At 70.7% G+C, this 20,333-nt stretch carries 18 protein-coding genes; 9 read left to right on the forward strand and 9 right to left on the reverse strand.

Annotation, left to right across the window (positions count from 1 at the left end):
• The first annotated feature begins 49 nt into the window (after positions 1 to 49).
• The 3 genes from nei to RKE50_RS16445 all read left to right on the forward strand — a co-directional run bounded on the left by nei (position 50) and on the right by RKE50_RS16445 (position 4,447).
• Positions 50 to 877, forward strand: a complete 828-nt coding sequence (gene nei / locus RKE50_RS16435; protein WP_350038259.1) for an endonuclease VIII — start codon at positions 50 to 52, stop codon at positions 875 to 877.
• Complete coding sequence (locus RKE50_RS16440) at positions 874 to 2,238, forward strand: ribonuclease J (RefSeq protein WP_350038261.1); 1,365 nt, start codon at positions 874 to 876, stop codon at positions 2,236 to 2,238. The genes nei and RKE50_RS16440 overlap by 4 nt, the downstream gene beginning before the upstream one ends.
• Positions 2,239 to 2,308: 70 nt before the next feature.
• A complete protein-coding gene (locus RKE50_RS16445) occupies positions 2,309 to 4,447 on the forward strand; it encodes a TonB-dependent receptor (RefSeq protein ID WP_350038263.1) in 2,139 nt (712 codons plus the stop codon).
• Here RKE50_RS16445 and RKE50_RS16450 read toward each other — a convergent pair.
• Together RKE50_RS16450 and RKE50_RS16455 are read right to left on the reverse strand one after the other, a co-directional pair.
• Positions 4,431 to 4,877 carry a hypothetical protein gene (locus RKE50_RS16450; RefSeq protein ID WP_350038265.1) on the reverse strand — a complete coding sequence of 149 codons (447 nt, stop codon included), beginning with the start codon at positions 4,875 to 4,877 and terminating at the stop codon, positions 4,431 to 4,433. The two genes, RKE50_RS16445 and RKE50_RS16450, sit on opposite strands and share 17 nt — an antisense overlap.
• 2 nt (positions 4,878 to 4,879) lie before the next feature.
• Positions 4,880 to 5,122, reverse strand: a complete 243-nt coding sequence (locus tag RKE50_RS16455) for a hypothetical protein (protein ID WP_350038267.1) — start codon at positions 5,120 to 5,122, stop codon at positions 4,880 to 4,882.
• A gap of 178 nt (positions 5,123 to 5,300) precedes the next feature.
• On the opposite strand from RKE50_RS16455, the gene RKE50_RS16460 reads away from it, so the two are divergent.
• Positions 5,301 to 5,978 carry a hypothetical protein gene (locus RKE50_RS16460; RefSeq protein ID WP_350038269.1) on the forward strand — a complete coding sequence of 226 codons (678 nt, stop codon included), beginning with the start codon at positions 5,301 to 5,303 and terminating at the stop codon, positions 5,976 to 5,978.
• A gap of 28 nt (positions 5,979 to 6,006) precedes the next feature.
• Here the strand turns inward: RKE50_RS16460 and RKE50_RS16465 are convergent, their stop codons facing one another.
• Positions 6,007 to 7,107: a PQQ-dependent sugar dehydrogenase gene (locus tag RKE50_RS16465; protein ID WP_350038271.1), complete on the reverse strand. Its 1,101-nt coding sequence runs from the start codon at positions 7,105 to 7,107 to the stop codon at positions 6,007 to 6,009.
• A gap of 61 nt (positions 7,108 to 7,168) precedes the next feature.
• Between RKE50_RS16465 and RKE50_RS16470 the strand changes: the two genes are divergently transcribed.
• On the forward strand, positions 7,169 to 7,627 hold the full coding sequence (locus RKE50_RS16470; protein WP_350038273.1) for a hypothetical protein: 459 nt from the start codon (positions 7,169 to 7,171) through the stop codon (positions 7,625 to 7,627).
• Here the strand turns inward: RKE50_RS16470 and RKE50_RS16475 are convergent.
• Genes RKE50_RS16475 through RKE50_RS16485 form a run of 3 tightly spaced genes read right to left on the reverse strand, consistent with a single transcriptional unit; the run spans position 7,587 to position 13,126 of the window.
• Positions 7,587 to 9,146: an MltF family protein gene (locus RKE50_RS16475; RefSeq protein WP_350038275.1), complete on the reverse strand. Its 1,560-nt coding sequence runs from the start codon at positions 9,144 to 9,146 to the stop codon at positions 7,587 to 7,589. The genes RKE50_RS16470 and RKE50_RS16475 overlap by 41 nt on opposite strands.
• A 38-nt stretch (positions 9,147 to 9,184) precedes the next feature.
• Positions 9,185 to 12,079 carry a S8 family peptidase gene (locus tag RKE50_RS16480; protein WP_350038277.1) on the reverse strand — a complete coding sequence of 965 codons (2,895 nt, stop codon included), beginning with the start codon at positions 12,077 to 12,079 and terminating at the stop codon, positions 9,185 to 9,187.
• Positions 12,080 to 12,124: 45 nt separating this feature from the next.
• Entirely contained in the window at positions 12,125 to 13,126 is a 1,002-nt protein-coding gene (locus tag RKE50_RS16485; protein ID WP_350038279.1) for an NAD(P)H-quinone oxidoreductase, read from the reverse strand.
• 145 nt (positions 13,127 to 13,271) lie between these two features.
• On the opposite strand from RKE50_RS16485, the gene RKE50_RS16490 reads away from it, so the two are divergent.
• The gene (locus tag RKE50_RS16490; RefSeq protein ID WP_350038281.1) at positions 13,272 to 14,471 is read left to right on the forward strand and encodes an iron-containing alcohol dehydrogenase; all 1,200 of its coding nucleotides are present in this window, start codon (positions 13,272 to 13,274) and stop codon (positions 14,469 to 14,471) included.
• Between the two features lie 6 nt (positions 14,472 to 14,477).
• Here the strand turns inward: RKE50_RS16490 and RKE50_RS16495 are convergent, their stop codons facing one another.
• On the reverse strand, positions 14,478 to 15,368 hold the full coding sequence (locus tag RKE50_RS16495) for an alpha/beta hydrolase (protein WP_350038282.1): 891 nt from the start codon (positions 15,366 to 15,368) through the stop codon (positions 14,478 to 14,480).
• Positions 15,369 to 15,371: 3 nt separating this feature from the next.
• The gene (locus RKE50_RS16500; RefSeq protein WP_350038284.1) at positions 15,372 to 16,481 is read right to left on the reverse strand and encodes an MBL fold metallo-hydrolase; all 1,110 of its coding nucleotides are present in this window, start codon (positions 16,479 to 16,481) and stop codon (positions 15,372 to 15,374) included.
• Between the two features lie 91 nt (positions 16,482 to 16,572).
• On the opposite strand from RKE50_RS16500, the gene RKE50_RS16505 reads away from it, so the two are divergent.
• Positions 16,573 to 18,210 (forward strand): glycerol-3-phosphate dehydrogenase/oxidase, encoded by a 1,638-nt coding sequence (locus RKE50_RS16505; RefSeq protein ID WP_350038286.1) that lies wholly within the window; start codon positions 16,573 to 16,575, stop codon positions 18,208 to 18,210.
• A gap of 1 nt (position 18,211) precedes the next feature.
• Here the strand turns inward: RKE50_RS16505 and RKE50_RS16510 are convergent, their stop codons facing one another.
• A complete protein-coding gene (locus RKE50_RS16510) occupies positions 18,212 to 18,730 on the reverse strand; it encodes a chalcone isomerase family protein (RefSeq protein WP_350038288.1) in 519 nt (172 codons plus the stop codon).
• A gap of 104 nt (positions 18,731 to 18,834) precedes the next feature.
• Here RKE50_RS16510 and RKE50_RS16515 point away from each other — a divergent pair, with 104 nt between their 5' ends.
• Positions 18,835 to 19,959, forward strand: a complete 1,125-nt coding sequence (locus tag RKE50_RS16515) for an HDOD domain-containing protein (protein WP_350038471.1) — start codon at positions 18,835 to 18,837, stop codon at positions 19,957 to 19,959.
• Positions 19,952 to 20,320 carry a nuclear transport factor 2 family protein gene (locus tag RKE50_RS16520; RefSeq protein ID WP_350038290.1) on the forward strand — a complete coding sequence of 123 codons (369 nt, stop codon included), beginning with the start codon at positions 19,952 to 19,954 and terminating at the stop codon, positions 20,318 to 20,320. Before RKE50_RS16515 ends, RKE50_RS16520 begins: the two co-directional genes overlap by 8 nt.
• Positions 20,321 to 20,333: the final 13 nt, after the last annotated feature.

Consider the following 20,333-nt stretch of genomic DNA (forward strand, 5'->3'; position numbering starts at 1 on the left):
GGGCGTGCCGCGGCTGCGTAACCCCTGTGCCTGTTGCCGGAGTCAGCCCATGCCCGAAGGACCCGAGATACGCCGCGCCGCCGACCGCATCGAGGCGGTGCTCGCCGGCGAGATCGTGGAAGCCGTGCGCTTCGGTCTGCCGCGCCTCCGGCACCACGCACCGACGCTGCGCGGCCACCGGGTCACCGCCGTGGAGACCCGCGGCAAGGCGCTGCTCACCCACTTCGAGCACGGCTGGAGCCTCTACTCCCACAACCAGCTCTACGGGGTATGGCGGGTGCAGCGGCGCGGCAGACTGCCGAAGACCAACCGCTCCCTGCGCGTGGCCCTGCACACGGCGAGCCACAGCGCGCTGCTCTACAGCGCCTCGGACATTAGCGTCTGGCGCACGGAGGAGCTCGCGGAACACCCGTTCCTCGCCCGCATCGGCCCCGATATCCTCTCGCCGGAGCTCAGCTGGCAGCTGATCGCCGCGCGGCTGCGGGAGGCGCGCTTCGCGCGCCGCCAGCTGGCGGACCTCTACCTCGACCAGGCTTTCCTCGCCGGGGTCGGCAATTACCTGCGCGCGGAGATTCTCTTCAGCGCGGGGCTGGATTCCGCGCGCCGGGCCGGCGACCTCGGCCGCGGGGAGCGCGGGCGCCTGGCCCGGGCGACGCTGGCGGTGAGCCGGCGCAGCTACGAAACCGGGGGCATCGTGCTGCCGCCGCGCCTCGCGGACCGCCTCGAGCGCGAGGGCCTGCAGCGCGAGCGGCGCCGCTTCTTTGTCTTCGGCCGCGACGGACACCCCTGCTACCGCTGCGGCGGCGAGGTGCAGCGCAGCGAGCGCGGCGGCCGGCGCCTCTATCACTGCCCCGCTTGCCAGCCTGCCGCCGCGTGATCCCGGGCCCCCGCGATCTCTGGTTCCTGCCCCTCGGCGGTACCGGCGAGATCGGCATGAACCTGAACCTCTACGGCCACGACGGCAGCTGGCTGATGGTCGACTGCGGCGTGACCTTCGAGCGCTCCCCGGGCGCGCGGCAGACGCGCGTGGAAATGCCCGACCCGGCCTTCGCCGTGGCCAATCGCGGTCGCCTCGCCGCTATCGTCGCCACCCACGCCCACGAGGATCACCTCGGCGCGCTGCCCTGGCTGTGGCCCCTGCTGCGGGCGCCGCTGTACACCACGCCCTTCACGGCAGCGGTGCTGCGCCGCAAGTGTGAGGGCCGCGAGGCCGAGGTGCCGGCGCCGCTGAACGTGGTGGCGCCGGGAGACCGCCGCCAGCTCGGGCCCTTCGCGGTGCAGTGGCTGCCGATGACCCACTCCACGCCGGAAACCTGTGCCCTGCATATCACCTGCCCGGCGGGGAGCGTGCTGCACACGGCGGACTGGAAGATCGACCCGGCGCCGGTGGTGGGGCCGGCCTTCGACGCCGCCCCCTTCGCCGCGCTTGGCGACGGCCGCCTCGATGCGGTGGTCTGCGATTCCACCAACGCGCTGCGGCCGGGCCGCTCCCCGAGCGAGGGCGAGCTGGCACAGGGCCTGGGGGCCGCCCTGGCGGCCCAGCCGGGCCGCGTGGTCGTGGCCTGCTTTGCCAGCAATGTCGCCCGGCTGCGCACGCTGCTCGCTGCGGGCCGCGCCGCCGGCCGCTACGCCGGTCTCCTCGGCCGCTCCCTGCGCACCATGGCCGATTGCGCGCGGGCCTGTGGTTACCTGGCTGCCGGCGACCGGCTGGCGCCGTCGTCCCATCTCGGCTATCTCCCGCCCCGGGAGGTGCTCGCGATCGCCACCGGCAGCCAGGGCGAGGCCGGTGCCGCGCTGGACCGGCTGGCCCGGGACGATCACCCGGACCTGTCGCTGGACCCGGGCGACTGCGTGCTGTTCAGCGCCCGCACCATTCCCGGGAACGAAGCGGCGGTGGCGCGGCTGCGGCAACGCTTCGGCGAGCGCGGCATCACGGTCCTGCACGCCGACGACGACCGCGGGCCGCCGCTGCACGCCTCCGGCCACCCCTGCAGCGACGAGCTCGCGGACCTCTACCGCTGGCTGCGGCCGCGGCTGGCGGTCCCGGTCCACGGCGAGCCGCCGCACCTGGCAGCGAACGCCGCCACCGCCCGCAGCGCCGGGGTGCCCCTGGCGCTGACCGGCGCCAACGGCGACCTCTTCCATCTCGCGCCGGAACCCGGGGTACGCCGCCGGGCGGTACCGACCGGGCGCTGGACCCCGGCGGCCGACGGCACCCTGCAGCCGGTCAGTCCTTGACCTGGCGCAAGGCAGCACGGGAAGCTCTCCGGTCTAATGCGCGCTCGCTCACTGACCGGGAGGATTACGGATGCACCGCCGTCTTCTCGCCTGTGCCGTAGCGGCACTCAGCACCGTCGCCCCCCAGGCCGAAAACCTGCCGCTGGAAGAAGTCGTCATCACCGTCAGCAAGCGGGAAGCCACCCGCCTCGACGTGCCCGGCACCGTCACCGTGTTCGACGCGGGGCTCCTGCGCGAGGAGGGCGTCGGTGATATCCGCGCGGCCCAGGCGCTGCTGCCCGCCATGCGCCTGCAGCAGGAAAACACCTCCACCCAGGTCTACATCCGCGGCATCGGCTCCACGCTGGATTTTCCGCAGCTGGACCCGCCGAGTTCCCTGCACCTGAACGGCGTCTATGTCCCGCGGGAGGCGAACAGCACGGCGCTCTTCGACCTCGACCAGCTCGAGGTGCTGCCCGGCCCGCAGGGCACCCTCTACGGCCGCAGCACGCTCGGCGGCGTGGTCAACGCGAGCTTCGCCCGGCCCGCGGACGGCAACCCGGGCTACCTGCTGGTCGAGGCCGGCAACTTCGAGAGCCGGCGCCTGAGTGCCGCCGGGGACGTCGGCCTCGGCCGCGACCTGACCCTGCGCCTGGCCACCGACTACCAGGAACGGGACGGCTACCTCGCCAGCGGCGCCGACGCGCTGGACAACCTCGCCGGCCGCCTGTCCGTCCGCTGGACGCCGGGGGACCGCTTCAGCGCCTATGGCTGGATCAACGTCGCCGACATGGACGGCAGCCCGCCGAACCTCGTGGTGAAGGGCGTCGACCCGGAGAGCGGGGAGCTGTCGCCCGCCGGCTACCTGCGCTCAGATCCGTGGAAAGATCGCTTTCCCGAACCCTGGAATGCCTTCCTGCCCTTCGGCCAGCCGCAGGCGGAGGAGTACCGGGACTACGAGAACGTGCTCGCCGGCGGCGAGTTCAGCTACCGCCTGTCGCCCACGCTCACGCTCAGCTACCTGCCGGCGTTCACGGACTTCAGCGTGTCCAGCAACTACTGGCTCGGCGCTTTCCCGGCGAACAAGACCGACAGCTACCGGCAGCAGATTCACGAGCTGCGTCTCCTCGGCAGCGCGGACTGGGGCGACTGGCTCGCGGGCCTCTACGCCTACCGCATGGACAGCGAGGGCTACTTCCTGTTCGGCGGTTTCGACACCGTGGCCCTGCCGGGCCCCGCCGGGCTGCCGGTGCCCGTGAGCATCGTCGACGACAACCGCATCGAGGGCATCGCAGCCTTCGGCGAGGCCGAGCTTGCCCTCGGTGAGGCCTGGCGCCTGACCCTCGGCGGGCGCCTCAGCAGCGACCGCCGCGACGGCGCCGGGCGCTTCTTCGACGGCACGGGCCTTGCGCCCTTCGAGGCCGACGGCGACGGCGAGTACGACCACCTGGACGTCAAGGTGGCGCTGAGCCGCGACATCGGTAACGGTCTCGTCGCCTACGGCACGGTGCAGACCGGCTACATGCCCGGCACTTTCAATCCCTACGCCGGCACTGCCTCGCAGCCGAACACCGTCGACGAGGCCGAGCTCGTAAGCTATGCGCTGGGCGTGAAGGGCAGCAGCGCCGGCGGCAGTGCCACGGGCAGCATCGAGGCCTTCTACTACGACTACGACGGCCTGTTCGGCTCGGCCTACAACACGGTGCTGAACGCCACGCAGACCTTCAACGTGGAACAGACCGAGGTACAGGGTGTGCAGTTCGAGCTGGCGCTCGCGCCTTCCGCGCGCAGCGCGCTGAGCCTGTCCGGGGCGTGGGTCGATGCCGAGTACACGGACTTCGACCTGCCCGACGGCACCGCGAGCTACGACGGCTTCCGCGCCCAGTACGCACCGGAGTGGTCCCTCGTCGCCCGCTACCACCACGACTTCGCTGTCGCCGGTGGCCGGCTGCGGGCGGCGCTCAGCACGCGCTATGAAAGCAGCTTCTGGGCGGACTTCTCGCACACCCCCGGGGGGCGGCAGCGGGCCGCACGCAAGAGCAACGCGCAGCTGACCTGGTACCCCGCCCGCGAGGGCTGGAGCGTGGGCCTGTGGATGCGCAACATCGAGAACGAGGCGGTGATCGCCGCGACCGCCGGCGGCAGCAACCTGCCGCCGAACCCGGACGGGGCGACCGCTTCGCTGGAGGCACCGCGCACCTGGGGTGCGCGCTTTACCCTGGATTTCTAGGCCCGGAACCGCCGGGCGTCTTCCGGCGCGCCTCGAGCACCGCTTCGTAGCGCGTGCGCAGGCGATCGTGGTGCTCGATATCCGCAAGGGCGGAGAGCCGGTCTGCGGGCGCCGCCGGCGTCTTCTCCTCGCCCCGCGTTTTCCCGGCCGCCTTCGCCGCGCCGGCGTCGGTCGGCGCCGCCTCGTCACGCACCGGCCGGAACTGCCAGAGCACGAAAGCCAGCGCCCCGTACACGATCACGATCTTGCCGGCCAGGGCCCAGACCAGGGCACCCGGGTGGCGAAGCTGCAGGTAGTGGGCGACGTCCTGGTAGAGCACGTTGGTCACCAGGGCGAACAGCAGCACGGCGACGATACGGAAGATGCGGCCGCGGTAGCGGCGGAAGAAGAACAGCAGCGACGAGTACTTGACGATGCGAAAGAGCGACACGGTCAGATGCCGATGTTGATGCCGAGCAGCAGCGCCGCGATGCCGAAGCCCTTCCAGCCGAGACCCGACCAGATTTCTTTCTCCTTCTCGGCCACGAGGTACTCGAGGTCCTCTGCACTGTAATCCGCTTCCGAGCGGCCCGCGTGGATCATGTCCTGGCGCACCTTCGCGATCGCCGCCTCACGCAGTTTCCTGCGTACGGCTTTCGGTGCGCGTATGCGCCGTCCCGGTGCGTCTTCGCTCATGGCTGACCCCTCCTGATGCCGAGGGGCAGAGTGTAGCCCGCGGCGCCCGCCCGCGCACGGGCCGGTCGACGGACGCCTGCATCCTTGCGGTGAATCAAAAAATGCCCGTTACAAGCACCGTCTTTACTCCTAAACTGGGAGCGCGGTACTGATTCTGATAACAGGGAGCAAACAGCCGATGCTGGAAAAAGAACTCGCCCAGGCTACGAGGATGGCGGAAGAAGCCAACAAGCGCGTCGAGAAACTGCGTTCGCGCCTTCTCGCCGAAACGGAAAAAGCCCACGCCAGGGTCAAGCGTGACCTCGACGCGGCGCGCAAGAAGCACAACCAGGCGAGCGCGCGCCTGAGCAAGGCCCGTGCGGCGCTGCGTTCCAAGGCGACGAGCGCCAACGAGAAGCGCGTCGACGAACTGGTCAAGCAGGTGCAGGACCTGACGGAGACGATTGCCAGCATGGCGCGCGCCGCTTACGACTACGCCGAGAGGCTGGTGCCGATCCGCGCTGACCTCGTGCTCGAGGGGCGCAAGGCCGAAGCGGCAGAGCGAGCGGCGGAGATGGTAGAGAAGGCCGCCCGCGCCCGCGCCTCGCGCAACGCGGCGAAGAAGAGAGCGCCCGCCAGGAAGGCGGCGGCGAAGAAGGCTCCCGCCAGGAAGAAAGCACCGGCCAAGAAAAAGGCGCCGGCTAGGAAGAAGGCTGCAGCCAAGAAGAAAGCTGCACCGAAGAAAGCTGCACCCAGGAAGGCCGCTCGCAAGGCACCGGCGAAGAAGAAAGCTCCTGCGAAGAAGGCCCCTGCAAAGAAGAGGGCACCGGCAGCAAAAAAGCGCGCGGCAGCGCCCCGGAAAGCAGCGGCCAGCTGACCCTGGAACTCTGACGTCGCGGCTGGCGTCAGCGGCCGGCGTCCTCCGCCGGCCTTACCCGCACGAGCCGTCCGGCCTCGCTGTCAGTCAGCAGGTAAAGGAAGCCGTCCGGCGCGCTGCGCACGTCGCGAATCCGCTCTTCGAGCTCGCCGAACAGGCGCTGCTCCCCGACGATGACGCCGTTCTCCAGGTCGAGGCGGCGCACCTCCCGGTCCACGAGCGCACCCACGAACAGGTCGCCGCGCCAGCCGGGAAAGCGGTCTCCCCGGTACAGCGCCAGCCCCGAGGGCGCGATACTCGGCACCCAGACTTTTTCCGGGTCGACCATCCCGGGCCAGCGCTCGTACGGCGAGATGCGGGCGCCGCTATAATCGATGCCGTGGGTCACCGCGGGCCAGCCGTAGTTCGCGCCGGGAACCAGCCGGTTCACCTCGTCGCCGCCGCGCGGCCCGTGCTCGTGCAGCCAGACCCTGCCGCTGGCCTCGTCCACGACGAGACCCTGCGGGTTGCGGTGGCCCAGGGTCCAGACCCGTGGCGCGCCGGTTTCTGCCAGGGGGTTGTCAGCGGGTACCGTGCCGTCGTCGCGGGTGCGCAGGACCTTGCCGAGTTCACTGCCCGGGTCCTGGGCGGCCTCGCGGTAGTCGAACCCCTCGCCGGTGGTCAGCAGGAGCGTGCCGTCCGGCAGGAAGGCCAGCCGGCCACCGTAGTGCTGCGGCGTCGCCTTGAGCGGCTGGACCCGCAGGATCTCCGCGCCGTCGGCAAGCCCCACGGCCGTTAGCCGGCCGCGGAACACCGCGGTCGCGTTGGCCCCGGGGCCGCCCGCGGCATAGCTCAGGTACACGAGCCGGTTGTCGGCAAAGCGCGGGTGCAGGACCACGTCGAAGAAACCGCCCTGTCCGGCAACGTAGGTGTCGGGTACGCCGGTGAGCGGCTGCTGCCCGCCCTCGCGACCGATGTGCAGCAGCCGGCCGCGGCGCTCCGTGACCAGGAAACTGCGGTCCGGAAGCTGCGCCACGGACCAGGGATGGTGCAGGTCGCCGGCCACTGTCTCGAGCCGGTAGGGCTCGCCGCGGGCGGCGGCGGTGGCGAGGAGAAAGGCCGCCAGGCATAGCGGCAGGGTGCGGGACATGGCGGCTTTCCATGGCAGGGCCAGGCGGTCATTATAGCCAGACAGCTTTCGCCGGAGTGTCATGCCCATGCTGCGTGTCCTCGCCGCTTACCTCGTTGCGCTGTGCGCGACCTACCTCATCGGCAGCGTCGCCGCGACGCAGTTCGTGCTGCAGGAAGTGGTGGCCCTGGGCCCGGAGGTGCCCTGGCCCGTGCGCCTCGAGACGACCGGCCAGGACCTTGTCGGCCTCGCCGGCAGCTACCTGCCGCTCCTTGCCCTGGCCCTCGTGCTTGCGCTGCCGGTAGCTGCGGGCCTCTTCCGTCTGGTGCCGGCCGCGCGTTTCGCCGGGTACCTGGCCGCCGGTTTCGTGGCCGTGCTGGCGCTGCACCTCATCATGAAGGCGGTCTTCGGAGTCACCGGGATTGCCGCCACGCGCAGCCTCGCCGGTCTGCTGGCGCAGGGCGCCGCCGGTGCGGTCGGCGGCGCGCTCTTCCATGTGCTTACTGCAGGCCGGCGCCCTCCCGTGCCGCACGGCGCTTGAGTACATTGCTCGCGACCATCTGGTAGGTCAGGTAATAGCGGTAGATGTTGGTGACGTACTGCACGGTCTCCCGGCCGATCTCGCGGGCGGCAATCACCTCGACGTTGTCGAACCACACGTTCGGGTCATAGCCCTCTGCCTCGGCGGTCTGGCGCAGGCTGCGCACCCGGGCCGGCCCGGCGTTGTAGGCGGCGAGCGACAGCAGCAGCTGGTCGAGGTCGCTGATCGCCGGGTCGTCGAAGTAGCGGCTGCGGAGGAAGTCCATGTACTTGATGCCGGCGTGGATGTTGCTCTCCTTGTTGTCGATGTCCGGGATGCCGACGTTCGGGTCTGCGGCCGTGGAGGGCAGCAGCTGCATGATGCCGACGGCGCCGGCGTGCGAGCGGACGCTCTGGTCCAGCCGTGACTCCTGGTAGCCCTGCGCCGCGGCCATGAGGTACTCGATGCCGTAGCGCTCGCCGTAGCGCCGGAAGATGTCTTCCAGGGCCTCGAAGCGGGCGTAGTCGTCCTCGCCGAGCGCATTGGCGGCCCAGTCGAAATCGCGGATGTAGCGGTTGCGCAGCACGTTGCCGATGAGCGTTCCCTCGCGGTTCTCGCGCAGGAAGGCGTCCACGCTCTGCTTAAGCTTCGGGCTGTCCTTGCGCATGGCCCAGGCCAGGCGGCCGGCCTCCCGGAAGGTGATATCGGGCCGCGGCGTAAGGTCGGTGAAGACCCCCTCCCAGGCCTGGACCTTGTACTCGTCGACGATGGCCCAGGGCAGCAGGCCGGCGTTGACCATCTCGATGAGGTCGTCGTCCTCCAGGCTCTCGGGCATCGGCTCGATCGTGACCGGCGCCATGCCGTCGTCCTCGAGACGCTCATTCAGCTGGCGCACGCTCTCCGCGTAGCTGCTGGTGAGGCGCAGGTAGACGGTCTCCCCGGAGAGGTCCTCCACGCGCTCGATCGGCGGTGCGCCCGGGCCGGTGACGAGGATCTCGTTGAGCGGCTTGCTGGTGGGGATGCTGAAGTCCACTTCCTCGGCGCGCTCGGGGGTGATGGTCAGCCCGGCAGCGATGATGTCGCCGCGGCCGGCGAGCAGGGCCGGCACGAGCTGGTTCCGGGCGACCGGAATGATCACGGTGTTCACGCGCAGGTGGCCGCGTTCGAGCTCGTCGTTGACGTGGTCCTCGAAGCGCTTCACCAGCTCCGCCACGAGGCCCGCCCCGCGCCCCTCGTCGAGATAGAAGCGGCCCGGCCCGTAGACCGTGAGTACGCGGATGAGCCGGCGCTCCTCCATGCCGTCCAGGTCGCCGGTCCACGGCCGCGTAAAGGCGAGGGCGCCGTCGTCGAGGGTGACCCCGGCTTCGGTGGCCTGCTCCGTTGCCTCGTCCGCCGCCGCTGCTGTCTCTGCGGCCGCGGCTTCTGCCGATGGGGCAGGCTGCGCTGGTGCGTCGTCTGCGGGCGCGTCCGCGCCGCAGGCGGCGAGCGCGAGGAAGCACAGGGGCAGGAGCAGGGTTCGCCGCAGCGGCTGGATCGACATGGTGTGTTTCCTCTTCAGTGCTGCTTCCAGGGATGATTTCAGGGCTGCTTCCGCGGCAGGCCGCCGTCGCCCGGGCCGTCGGCCCGGGTGTTCACGGTGGCGTTCACGGAGGGGATGGTGACCTGGTACTCGATGGGAAAGACGAGGTCGTCGCGGTCGCCGTCGGCCTCGATGGACACGGGCTGGTCGACGGTGAGGAATGCGCCGCAGGCCTCGCCGGGATCGCAGATGAGCAGGTCGTTGTCGAAGTCCGTGCCGGCGAAGAGCTGGTAGATACCGGCCGCGATATCGGGGATCGCGAAGTCGTAGTCGCCGTCGGCGAGGCGGGTCGAGGTCTGCGCGACCACGGTATCGATGGCGGGTTCGTAGAGCAGGATATAGACGGTGCCGAGGTCCGCCTGGGTGGCGCCGGCCACGGAGGCGATGACATCGATGAGCAGCGGGTTCGCGTTGGACTCCACCCGCAGCCGGGCCGAGTAGACGCCCGCGTCGAGGCCGGCGCGGTCCACGGTGACCCGGTAGCGGCCGAGACCGTCGGCGTCCGTTGCTTCCGGGCTGGCGTCTAGCCAGGGCGCATCGCTGCCGACCCCGGTGACCACGGCGCCCCCGCTGCCGGCAATGTCCACCTGCAGGCTGTCGAGGAGGCTGCCGAAATTCAGGGTGCGCGCGCTGGCGCTGACTTCCCGCGGCTCCTCCACGGCCACGCCGGTGCTGCGCAGGGCGGCATTCACCGCCCGCGAGGCATTCGCGAGGCCGTAGCCGAAGCGGTCGTCGCGGCCGCTGGCGCCGAGCTCGGAGGTGAGGTCGCCGTCCTGCAGCAGCCGGTCGATGTCCGCCGGCGACAGGTCCGGGTTGATGCTCTTCATGAGCGCGAGCATGCCGCTGACGTGCGGGGCCGCCATGGAAGTCCCCTGCAGGAAGGTGTAGGCGAAGTCCTCGCCGCCGCGCCCGGTGCTCAGGACGCCGTCGGGAAAGCCGTCGCCGGTGAGGTCCGCACTGGTATCGCCCCCGGGCGCGGCGATATCGATGTGGGGCCCGAAGTTGCTGTAGCCGGCCGCCTCGCGCTGGGCGTCCACCGCGGCGACGGCGATGACGCCATCGTAGGCTGCCGGGTAGCTCGGCGTATCGCTGCCCTCGTTGCCGGCGGATGCCACCAGCAGGATGCCGGCGTCGCGCACCTCCCGGTACAGATCCTGGGCCACCTGGCTGAAGCCCTCACCGCCGAGACTCAGGTTGATGATGTCCGCCGGCCGCGCCGGCAGCTGCCCGGAATCGTTGGGCAGGCCGGCCGCATAGCGCACGGCCTGGGCGACATCGTAGCTGGTGCCCGTGGTCGCGCCGAGGGCGCGCAGGGGCATGAGGCGGCTGCTGTAGGCGACGCCGGCGACGCCGATCCCATTGTTGCCGCGCGCCGCGATGGTGCCGGCCACGTGCGTGCCGTGGAAGGCAACCGGCTCCGGCTCCGTGGGGTTCGCGGTCTCTTCCGGGTCCGGGTCGATGCCGTCGCCGTCCGCGGCGACGTCCGGGTCGCGGATGAAGTCATAGCCGTCGACGAGCTGGCCGGCGAGGTCCGGGTGGCCGGAGAGGATGCCGGTGTCCACTACCGCGACTACGATGCCGGGATCGCCGGTCGTGCTGTCCCAGGCGGTGGGCAGCCGCAGCTGGGTGAAATGCCACTGCAGGTCGAGAAACTCGTCATTGGGCAGTGCCAGCGGCTCGCGGCGATAGTTCGGGGCCGCGCTCGCCACCGCCGGATCCCGGCGCAGCGTCTTTACCGCGAGGAGCGTCTCCCAGTTTTGCCGGCGGGCCGGGTCCGTGATGGCGTCGGCCTTGGCCGCGGCGCGTCCCTGGCGGGCCCGCGCCCGGGGGGAGCCGGTGCCCGCCGGCTGCAGGGACAGGAGCCGCTCGCGGCCGCTGTCGCCCGCCACCCGGTCCAGGCCGAGGTTGATGGCGAGGTCCTCTGCGGCCCGGGCAGCCTTGCGCCGCGCCTCGGCTTCGGCGCGCCGGTCGTCGCCGCGGTAGCGGACGATGACCTCGCCGGGTACAAGGGCCGGCCGCGGGGCCGCCGCCACCGAGGCGGTGCTGCCGATGGCGAGCGTGTAATTGGTCGCACCGGCGAAGGCCGAGACATTCACCGTGTAGCTGCCGTCCGCGGGAACCGAGACCTGCTCCAGCTCGCCGAACTCGATGGAGAAATCGACGATCTCGCCGCTGTCGTCGTAGAGGTAGAGATCGGCGTCCGCGTCCAGGTAGTCCGCGACCAGCAGCGTGATCGACTGGCCCTCGAGCAGCGAGACCGCGAAGAAGTCTTCACTGTCCCCGCTGATCCGCGAGCGCCCCTCGGCGCCGGTACCCGGGAGATTGACGTAGCCGCCGATGGTGACCGGGTTGCCGACCGGCTGTGCGTCGGCCGGGTCGTCGTTGGCCCGGTAGAGGTTGGCCGGGTCGTTGGTGTCCGAGTCGAGGACCTGGTTAACCGACGGCACCACGCGGCCGGCGAGGTTCACCCGGGGCGCCTCCTCCAGGGGTTCCACGCTTATCGTGATGCTGTCGGTGCCGCTGGCCCCGTCGTCGTCGGTGACCGTGAGGGAAAGCACCACCTCGTAAGGGTTGGAGGAGGACGGGGCGGTGAAACTGGCGCGCGGGCCGTCGGCGCCGGAAAGCTCGAGCTCGGGGCCCTCGCTGACGGTCCAGGACCAGCTGCTGATGCTGCCGTCCGGGTCACTGCTGCCGCTGCCGTCGAGGTCGACGAGGTCGCCGCCGACAACGGCCTGGTCGGGGCCGGCATCAGCACTTGGGGCACGGTTGACCGGCGCCGGGGCGGGCGCGGGAGCAGGCGCTCCGCCCCCGCCACCACCCCCGCCGCAGGCGGCAAGGAGGGCCGCTGCAGACAGCAGCAAGAGACCGGTCCGGCCCGATGCCCTGGTCGTCATGCTCGCCGCTCGCCCCTGCCCGCCCGCGTGGCCGTCACTATAGCGTCATGCAACAGCGAGGAGAATCTTGCCCATGTGCTCGCCGGACTGCATCCGCTCGTGCCCCAGGGCGGCGTCGGCGAGCGGGAACTCGCTGTCGATGACCGGGCGCACCGCGCCGCTCTCGAGCACCGGGTACACGGCCTCGCGCAGTTCCTCCACCATGCGCGCCTTCTGCGCGAAGGACTGCGCGCGCAGCGTCGAGCCGGTGAGCGTCAGCCGCTTGAGCAGCAGGGGCGCAAGATTCAGCTCCGCCTTCGGACCGCGGATGAACGCGATGGAAACGATGCGGCCCCCGGGCGCGGCGACGTTCAGGTTCTTCTGCACGTAGTCGCCGCCGACCATGTCGAGGATTACGTCCATGGCGGCTTTCTCGCCGGCGGCCTCCAGCGCCGCCTCGAAGTCCTCCTCGCGGTAGTTGAAGGCGCGGGTGGCCCCCAGGGCCTCGATGCGCCGGCACTTTTCGGCGCTGCCGGCGGTGCTGTAGACCGTGGCACCCAGGGCCGCCGCCACCGAGACGGCGAGGGTGCCGACGCCGCTGGCACCGCCGTGGATGAGGACTTTCTCGCCGGCAGCGAGGCCGCAGCGCTGGTACAGGTTGTGCCAGAGCGTCAACAGCGCCTCCGGCAGGGCCGCGGCCTCGGCGAGGCTGTACCCGCGGGGCACGGGGAGGCACTGGCCGGCCGGCGCCACGGCGACGTCGGCGTAGCCGCCGCCGTGGGTCAACGCGCAGACGGGGTCGCCGGGCGCCCAGCCGCTGACGCCGTCGCCGCACGCGAGGACCGTGCCGGCGACCTCGAGGCCGAGGATCGGCGAGGCGTCGGCCGGCGGCGGGTAGAGGCCGCGGCGCTGCAGCAGGTCCGCGCGGTTGATGCCGGCGAAGGCGACCCGGATCAGCACCTCGCCGGGCCCCGGGGCCGGGCAGGCGTCCTGCTCGAGGCTCAGGCTGTGCGCCTCGTCGTCGGCGATGGCGATGTAGTGGCGTTCGGCGGGCAGGGCGTCGCTCATGGGGCTTCCTCGTTGCTTGGGCCGTTAGGGGTCACGGGAGCGCAGTTTAACGCCCCCGCCGGTCTTGCTACCCTTGCATGCGTTGTGGGCACTGTAAACACCGGGCCCGCGGCCCCACGCAGGCACCTACCGGAGATTGCCGTTCATGCTGCTACGGAAAATCAAGCACAGCCTCTACTTCGCCCTGGTCAAGGTCCTCGTGGCCTTCGCCCCCTCTGTCTCCTACCTGGCCTTCGCCGGCCCGGGCAGCAGCCGGCAGCTCGGCGAGCACATCCTCCGCGGCGGGCAGCGCCGCCTGCTGGTGGTCACGGACAAGCCGCTCCGGGACCTGGGTATCGCCGACAAGGCGGTCGAGGCACTGGTCGCCGGCGGCGCGGAACTCGCCTGGTACGACGGCGTGCAGCCGAACCCGACCTTCACCCAGGTCGACGAGGGTATCGCCGCCCTCAAGGCCCACCGCGCCGATGCCGTCCTGGCCGTCGGCGGCGGTTCTTCCATCGATGCCGCCAAGGTCATCGCCGCCGGCGGCTGCAGCGACGAGGACCCGCGCGACTGGGTGGGCTTTGGCAAGGTGAAGCACGACGTGATGCCCATCTACGTGATCCCCACGACCGCCGGTACCGGTTCCGAGGCGACCATGGGCGCGGTGATTTCCGACACCGAGACGAAGCAGAAGGGTGTGCTTTCCGGCAAGGGTCTGCACCCGGCCGCCGTGGGCCTGGACTCGGACCTCATGCTGGGCATGCCGCCGGCGATCACCGCCGCCACGGGCATGGACGCGCTGACCCATGCCATCGAGGCCTACATCTCGACCTGGGACCGAGGCACGCGCACGGAGTACTCGCGCCGGGCCATCAGGATGATCTTCGATCACCTGCGCACGGCCTATGACGATGGCACCAACCGGGAGGCCCGCGACGGCATGGCCATGGCGGCCTACTACGCCGGCATCGCCATCAACCAGGTGAACGTCGGCAACGTGCATGCCATCGCCCACCAGATCGGCGGCAAGTACGGCATCCCGCACGGCCTGGCCAACGCCCTGGTGCTCCCGCACGTGCTCGAGTTCTGCCGCGACGAGGCCGAGGAAAAGCTGGCGGAGCTCGCCGTGCTCGTCGGCGCGGCCGACGCCGGCCAGCCGCGGGCGCAGCAGGCGGACGCCTTTATCGCGGCGGTGCGCGAGCTGAGGGCGGCCGTGCACATCCCGGAGACGACGGCCGAGGTCAAGGCGGCGGATTTCGACTACCTCGTGGACCTCGCCGTCACCGAGGCATCCGGCTACTTCGCGCCGCGGCTGCTGGACCCGGCCAGCACCCGCGCCATCCTCGGCAAGATCGCGGCCTGAGGCGGCTCAGCCGTCCAGGGAGTGGCGCCAGGAGGAGATCTGCTGCAGGGCCTGCTCCGCCTCCGGCGTCATGCCCATACCACAAAGGAAGCCGTGCTCGGCCCCGTCGTAGTGGTGGTGCGTGACCCGCACGCCGGCGGCGGCCGCACGCTCGGCCAGGGCAACGCCCTCGTCCCGCAGCGGGTCCCGGTCGCAGGTGATCACCAGCGTGGGGGGCAGGTCGCCGAGGTTTTCTGCCCGCAGCGGCATGGCGGCCAGGGCCGAGGCCGGGTCCGCACCTGCCAGGTAGGTATCCCAGAACCAGCGCATGAGGTCGGCCGTGAGCCGCTGTGAGTCGGCCCGCGATGCGTAGGAGCCGTGGCCCGCGTCGCAGTAGTCGGTGACCGGGTAGACCAGCAGGGCACCGGCCACCGGGGCGAGCCCGTCATCCTCGCCGGCGGTGGCCCGGTCCAGGGCGCAGCCCGCGGCGAGGTTGCCGCCGGCGCTGTCGCCGCCGATCACCAGGCGGCCGTTGCTGGGGCCGAGGTCCGCGAGGTTCCGGCGCAGCCAGCGCACCGCCGCGCTGCAGTCGTCGAGGGCGGCGGGGTAGGGGTGCTCCGGGGCCAGCCGGTAGTCGATGGAGACCACGTGGCAGCCGGTGGCCGCGGCGAGGGCGCTGCAGAAGGGGTGGTGCGTCTGCAGGTCGCCGACCACCCAGCCACCGCCGTGGAACCAGCAGATGACCGGCCGCTCGCCGGCCTTTTCACTGCCCCGGTAGAGGTGCCCCCCCACGCTGCCCGCGTCGGTGGGCAGGGCGAGGGCGCCGGGCTCTGCATGCACGTTGCTGCCGCGCCAGGCACGCCAGGTCTCGAAGCGGTAGTAGCGGCGCAGGGCGGCGACCTTCAGGGCCCGAAGCACGGCTCACTCCTCGCTCGTGTAGGGCAGCTGCCGGTACCAGTGCACACCCTGGCCGTCGCGCTCGCGGACGACGCGGCGCCGGTAGAGCAGGCAGTTGAGGTGCGCCAGGGCCTCGCCGGTGGCGAGGCCGAGGGAGCCGCCGCGGATCTCGCGGCTGAACAGGGGCGGAAAGCAGTCGACCACGCGGCGCGGTTCCTCGAGGTGGTCGAAGAGGGCGTCCAGGTCCCGGTTGTGGCTCTCCAGCAGCTGCGTCAGGCGCACGTGCAGGCCGTAGAAAGGGGCCTCGTGAGCGGGCAGCACCAGCAGGTCGTCCGGCAGCACCTCGCGGATCCGCGCCAGCGAGCGCAGCCACTCGCGCAGCGGGTCGCCCTCGGGCTCCGTGGGGAACACGGAGACGTTGGGGGAGATGCGGGGCAGCACCTGGTCGCCGGCGATGAACAGGCGCAGTTCCGGGCAGTAGAGGCAGACATGCTCCGGCGAGTGACCGCTGCCCACGACCACCAGCCAGTAGCGGCCGCCGATGGTCAGGGTCTGCCGGTCCACGAGCCGGCGGAAGCTGTCCGGCAGGGGGGAGACCGCCTTGCCGAAGAAGCCGAAGCGCTTCTTGTAATCGTCGATGTTGTCGTCGCTGTAGCCGGCGGCGCGGTAGAAGTCGAGCGCCACTTTCGGCGCCGGCCGGCCCGTGTCGGCCACCAGCGAGCGGCACATGAGATACTCCTCCCGGGACATCCACAGGGCGCAGCCGAAGCGCTCCGTGAGCCAGCCGGCGAGGCCGACGTGGTCCGGGTGCATGTGGGTGCAGATGACGCGGCGCACCGGCTTGCCGCCCATGAAGCCCTCGAACAGCGCCTCCCAGGTCTCGCGCGCGTCGGGGATGTCGAGGCAGGTGTCGACCACGGTCCAGCCGTCGTCGTCCTCGAGGAGCCACAGGTTGATGTGGTCGAGGCTCATGGGCATGCGGAAGCGGGCCCAGTACACGCCGTCGGCGATCTTCCAGGGCTCGCCCGGCGCCGGATCCACCTGCCGCCCGTAGGGATAGGTCAGCCCGCGGAAGGTCTCGCTGCTGTCGCTGCCGGCGCTGGGGCCATGGGAGGGGCTGGGTTCGGCGGGCATCACTCGGTTGTTCACGGGAATCAAGCGTCTATAGTGGTGGTGGGAGGTGCGTGTGTCCACCCCGGACAAGGCAAGAGCACGCGGAACCGGCATGTCTGCAACGCTGCGCAGCAGCAACATCGCCCGCCTGAAGGAGCGGGAACTCGACGTCCTCATTGTCGGCGGCGGCATCAACGGCGCGGTGGCGGCCGCCTCGCTGGCGGGCCGCGGCATCGATACGGGGCTCCTGGACCGCGACGACTTCGCCAGCGGCGTGAGCTCCAACTCGAGCAACCTCGCCTGGGGCGGCATCAAGTACCTGGAGAGCCACGAGTACCTGCTCGTGAACAAGCTCTGCAAGTCGCGCAACAAGCTCATGCGCGCCTACCCGTCGACGGTCAAGGAAATCCGCTTCTTCACCACCATCCAGAAGGGCTTCCGCTTCTGGCCTTTCTTAGTCTTCCTTGGCAGCGTCCTGTACTGGTTCATGGGCCGTTGCAAGACCCGGCCGCCGCGCTACCTGTCGCCCCGGGCCATCGAGGCGGCGGAGCCCGTTGTCGACACCAGCAACGCCGCCGGCGGGCTGGAGTACTCGGACGCCTACCTCTACGACAACGACGCGCGCTTCGTATTCGGTTTCGTGCGCCAGGCCCTCGACTGCGGCTGCCTGGCGGCCAACTACGTCAGCGTCGACGATGCCAGCTTCAGCGACGGGCGCTGGACGGTGTCCGCCCGCGACGTGCAGAGCGGCGAGTGCTTCACGGTGCGTGCCCGCGCGCTCATCAATGCCTGCGGCCCCTGGGCGGATCCGCTCAACCGGCAGCTGGGCACGACCACGCGCCATCACCACGCCATGTCCAAGGGCATCCACCTCATCGTCGACCGGCTCACGGACAACAAGCGGGTGCTCACCTTCTTCGCCAGCGACGGCCGCCTGTTCTTCCTGATTCCCATGGGGCCCGTCACCTGCATCGGTACGACCGACACGCAGGTGTCTGATCCGCAGGTCGGCGTGACGCCGGAGGATCGCGAGTTCGTCCTGGCCAACGTCAACGCGCTGCTGGACCTCGAGCGGCCGCTCACGGTCGACGACGTGATCGCCGAGCGGGTCGGGGTGCGCCCGCTCGCGGTGGCCGGCGAGGCCGGGAATGTCGACTGGGTGCAGCTCTCCCGCAAGCACGTGATCGAGGTCGACGAGGCCCGCCGCGAGCTGAGTATCTTCGGCGGCAAGCTCACCGACTGCCTGAATGTCGGCGACGAGGTGGCGGCGCATATCGCCGCCCTCGGCATCGAGGCCCCGGAGCCCGATGCGCCCTGGTACGGCGAGCCGGGGCCCGACGCCCGCGAGCGCTTCCTGCGCGAGGCCAGGCTCATGGACCTCGACGACCTCACGGACTCAAGCTCACCGGAGCCCCTGTCGGAGCGATTCTGGCGCCGCTACGGCAATGCGGCGTTCATGCTGCTCGAGCGCATCCGCGAGGACGCGAGCAGCGCGAAGCTCCTGATCGAGAACGCCGAGTACACCCGCTGTGAAATCGAGCTGGCGGCGCGGCGGGAGATGATCGTGACGCTGGAGGACTTCCTGCGCCGCCGATCAAAAATCGAGCTGGTCGTGCGCCAGTCGGTCATTCGCAACGCGCCGGGTCTGCGCGAAGCCTGTGAGATCTTTTTCGGTAAGGAGGCGGATGCGCGGCTAGCGGAGTACTTCGGCGACGCCGACAGCGCCGCCAGCCGCCGAGCAGCCGTATAACTCAGCCGTCGCGCTTGCCCGTTAGCGCCAGGCGCAGCTTCGGACGGCTGCTGTCGGGCGACAGCCAGATATCAATGAAGCGCTGCCCGAAATCCGGGCCCTCGATGCTTCCCAGGCGTCGTTCATTGTGAAAAAAGGTCGCCCGGCTGTCCTCGTCCAGCTCCACGGCGAGCACGTCGTTCTTGCTGACGTCGGGCCAGAGTGCCCTGAGCGTGGCCAGCCACTCCTCCCGCGCCGGGTCGGTGACGCCGAGCTGCTCCCACTCCTCGCCCGTGCGCTTCACCAGGTCCTCGCTGCGGATGTCGCGCAGGTACTCGATCTCCAGGCGCAGCGGGCGCACGCCGGGCTCGTAGGTGCCGTCGGGGCTGTACAGCCGGGACCGGTAGATGGACCAGAACAGGACCTCCAGCTTGGCTTCACCGACTTTTTCCAGCCTGGCGCCGCGCTGAGCGCCGTCCTGCGCCAGGGCGCCCGTGGCGCCCACGACAGTATTCAACAGCAGGATGATCAGGATACGCACGGCAACAATACCTCCTATGGTCACCATTACGCGGCGTAGCGACAGCTGGATGCCCCGGCGAGTCCGTGTGTATCATCTCGGTTGGTGACCGGGGGGTGAGCGATATGCAGCCGGAGTGGCTTTGGGTAGCTGGCGCGGCCTTGCTCGCCTTCCTGGTGCTGAGGCGCCGATCGCCGCGGACTGCCGATACGCCGCGCCGCCGGGCGCAGCCACGGGCCGCCGCCGCGGCGACGGGCGCACTGGGGGCGTCCGCAGCTGCCCCGCACACGGACGCCCCGACAGAGGAGCCGTCCTCACCCCCGGAGGCGCTCGCCACGCTGCGCCACCTGCGGCGGGATGCGCTCGATGCCGAGCAGCAGGCGGCGGTTGACCGCCTTTGCGCCGGCATGGCGGAGCCGCACCCGGCCTTCCTCGCGCTTTCCCGGGACCCGCCGGACGTCGAGGCGCTGGCAGAGATCGTGCGCAAGGACCCGGGCCTGACCGCGGAAGTGCTGCGGACCGTCAATTCCGCGGCGTTCGCGCTCAGCAGCCCCATCGCCAGCGTGCAGCACGCGGTGACCTACCTCGGCATGACCACGGTCCAGGGCATCATTGCCGGGGCCGCCGCCTCGGGCTGGTCACCGGACTACAGCGATAAACAGCGGGCGGCCCTCAAGCGCATCGTCCGCGCCTCCGCCGTGGCTGCCACCGCCGGGCAGCTGCTCGGGATGGCGTCCGGCCGCACCCGGTCGTCCCTGGTCGCGACCCGGGCCCTGTTCGCGAACCTGGGTGACCTGGCCTTCCTCGACCGGGAGCCCGCCGCGGTGAACTGGTATGAGCCGGGGTCGACCTTCATCGACCGGCTGCTCTGGCAGCAGCAGGCGACGACTATCGACAGCCCCGTGCTCGGTGCAGCGCTGGCGGAGCGCTGGGCCCTGCCGGAGGACATCGTGTCGGCGATCGAAGGCGGCACGGACCTGCTCCTGGCACCGGCGGACAAGGAGGCGACGCACGGGGTCGACCTCGCGGACCGGCTGGTCATCTACTGTGCCTCGCGGCTCGGCGATCGCGTGGCGTTCCGGGGCCTGCGCGATATCGCGGACTTCGACCCCTACGACACCGACGATCCGGAATGCTGGTTCCTGCCCGGAGCCTTCACCACGGCCGGGCTGTCCAGCCTGCCGGCGCTGCTGCGCGACCCGTCCTTCCGCCGGCGGGCCAACAAGCAGCTGGGGCCCTGGTTTGACTGACGCGGCGAGACTCGATGGTGCGGCGTTGCTGCGCAGCGTCGACGCGCAGGATGCGGCGGCCTTCGGCGCCTTCCTCACCGACGACGCCACCTTCCTCTTCGGCAACCTCGAGCCCGTCGTGGGCAGGGACGCGATCGTCGCCTTCGTGGCGCAGTTCTTCGCGGTGCTCGACGCGGTGTCCCACGACGTCGAGGCGGACTGGTGGTCCGGGGGGCGGCGTTGCATGCACGGGCGGGTGTCGTACACGCGAGCCGACGGCTACCGCCTCGAGGTGCCCTTCGCCAACGTGCTGGATGTCACCGCCGAGGGCAGGGTCAGCTGCTACCGCGTGTTCATCGACAACAGCGCGCTGTTCGCCTGAAACACAGTCAGTG

Source organism: Pseudohaliea sp., from assembly GCF_040217025.1.
Classification (GTDB): domain Bacteria; phylum Pseudomonadota; class Gammaproteobacteria; order Pseudomonadales; family Halieaceae; genus Pseudohaliea.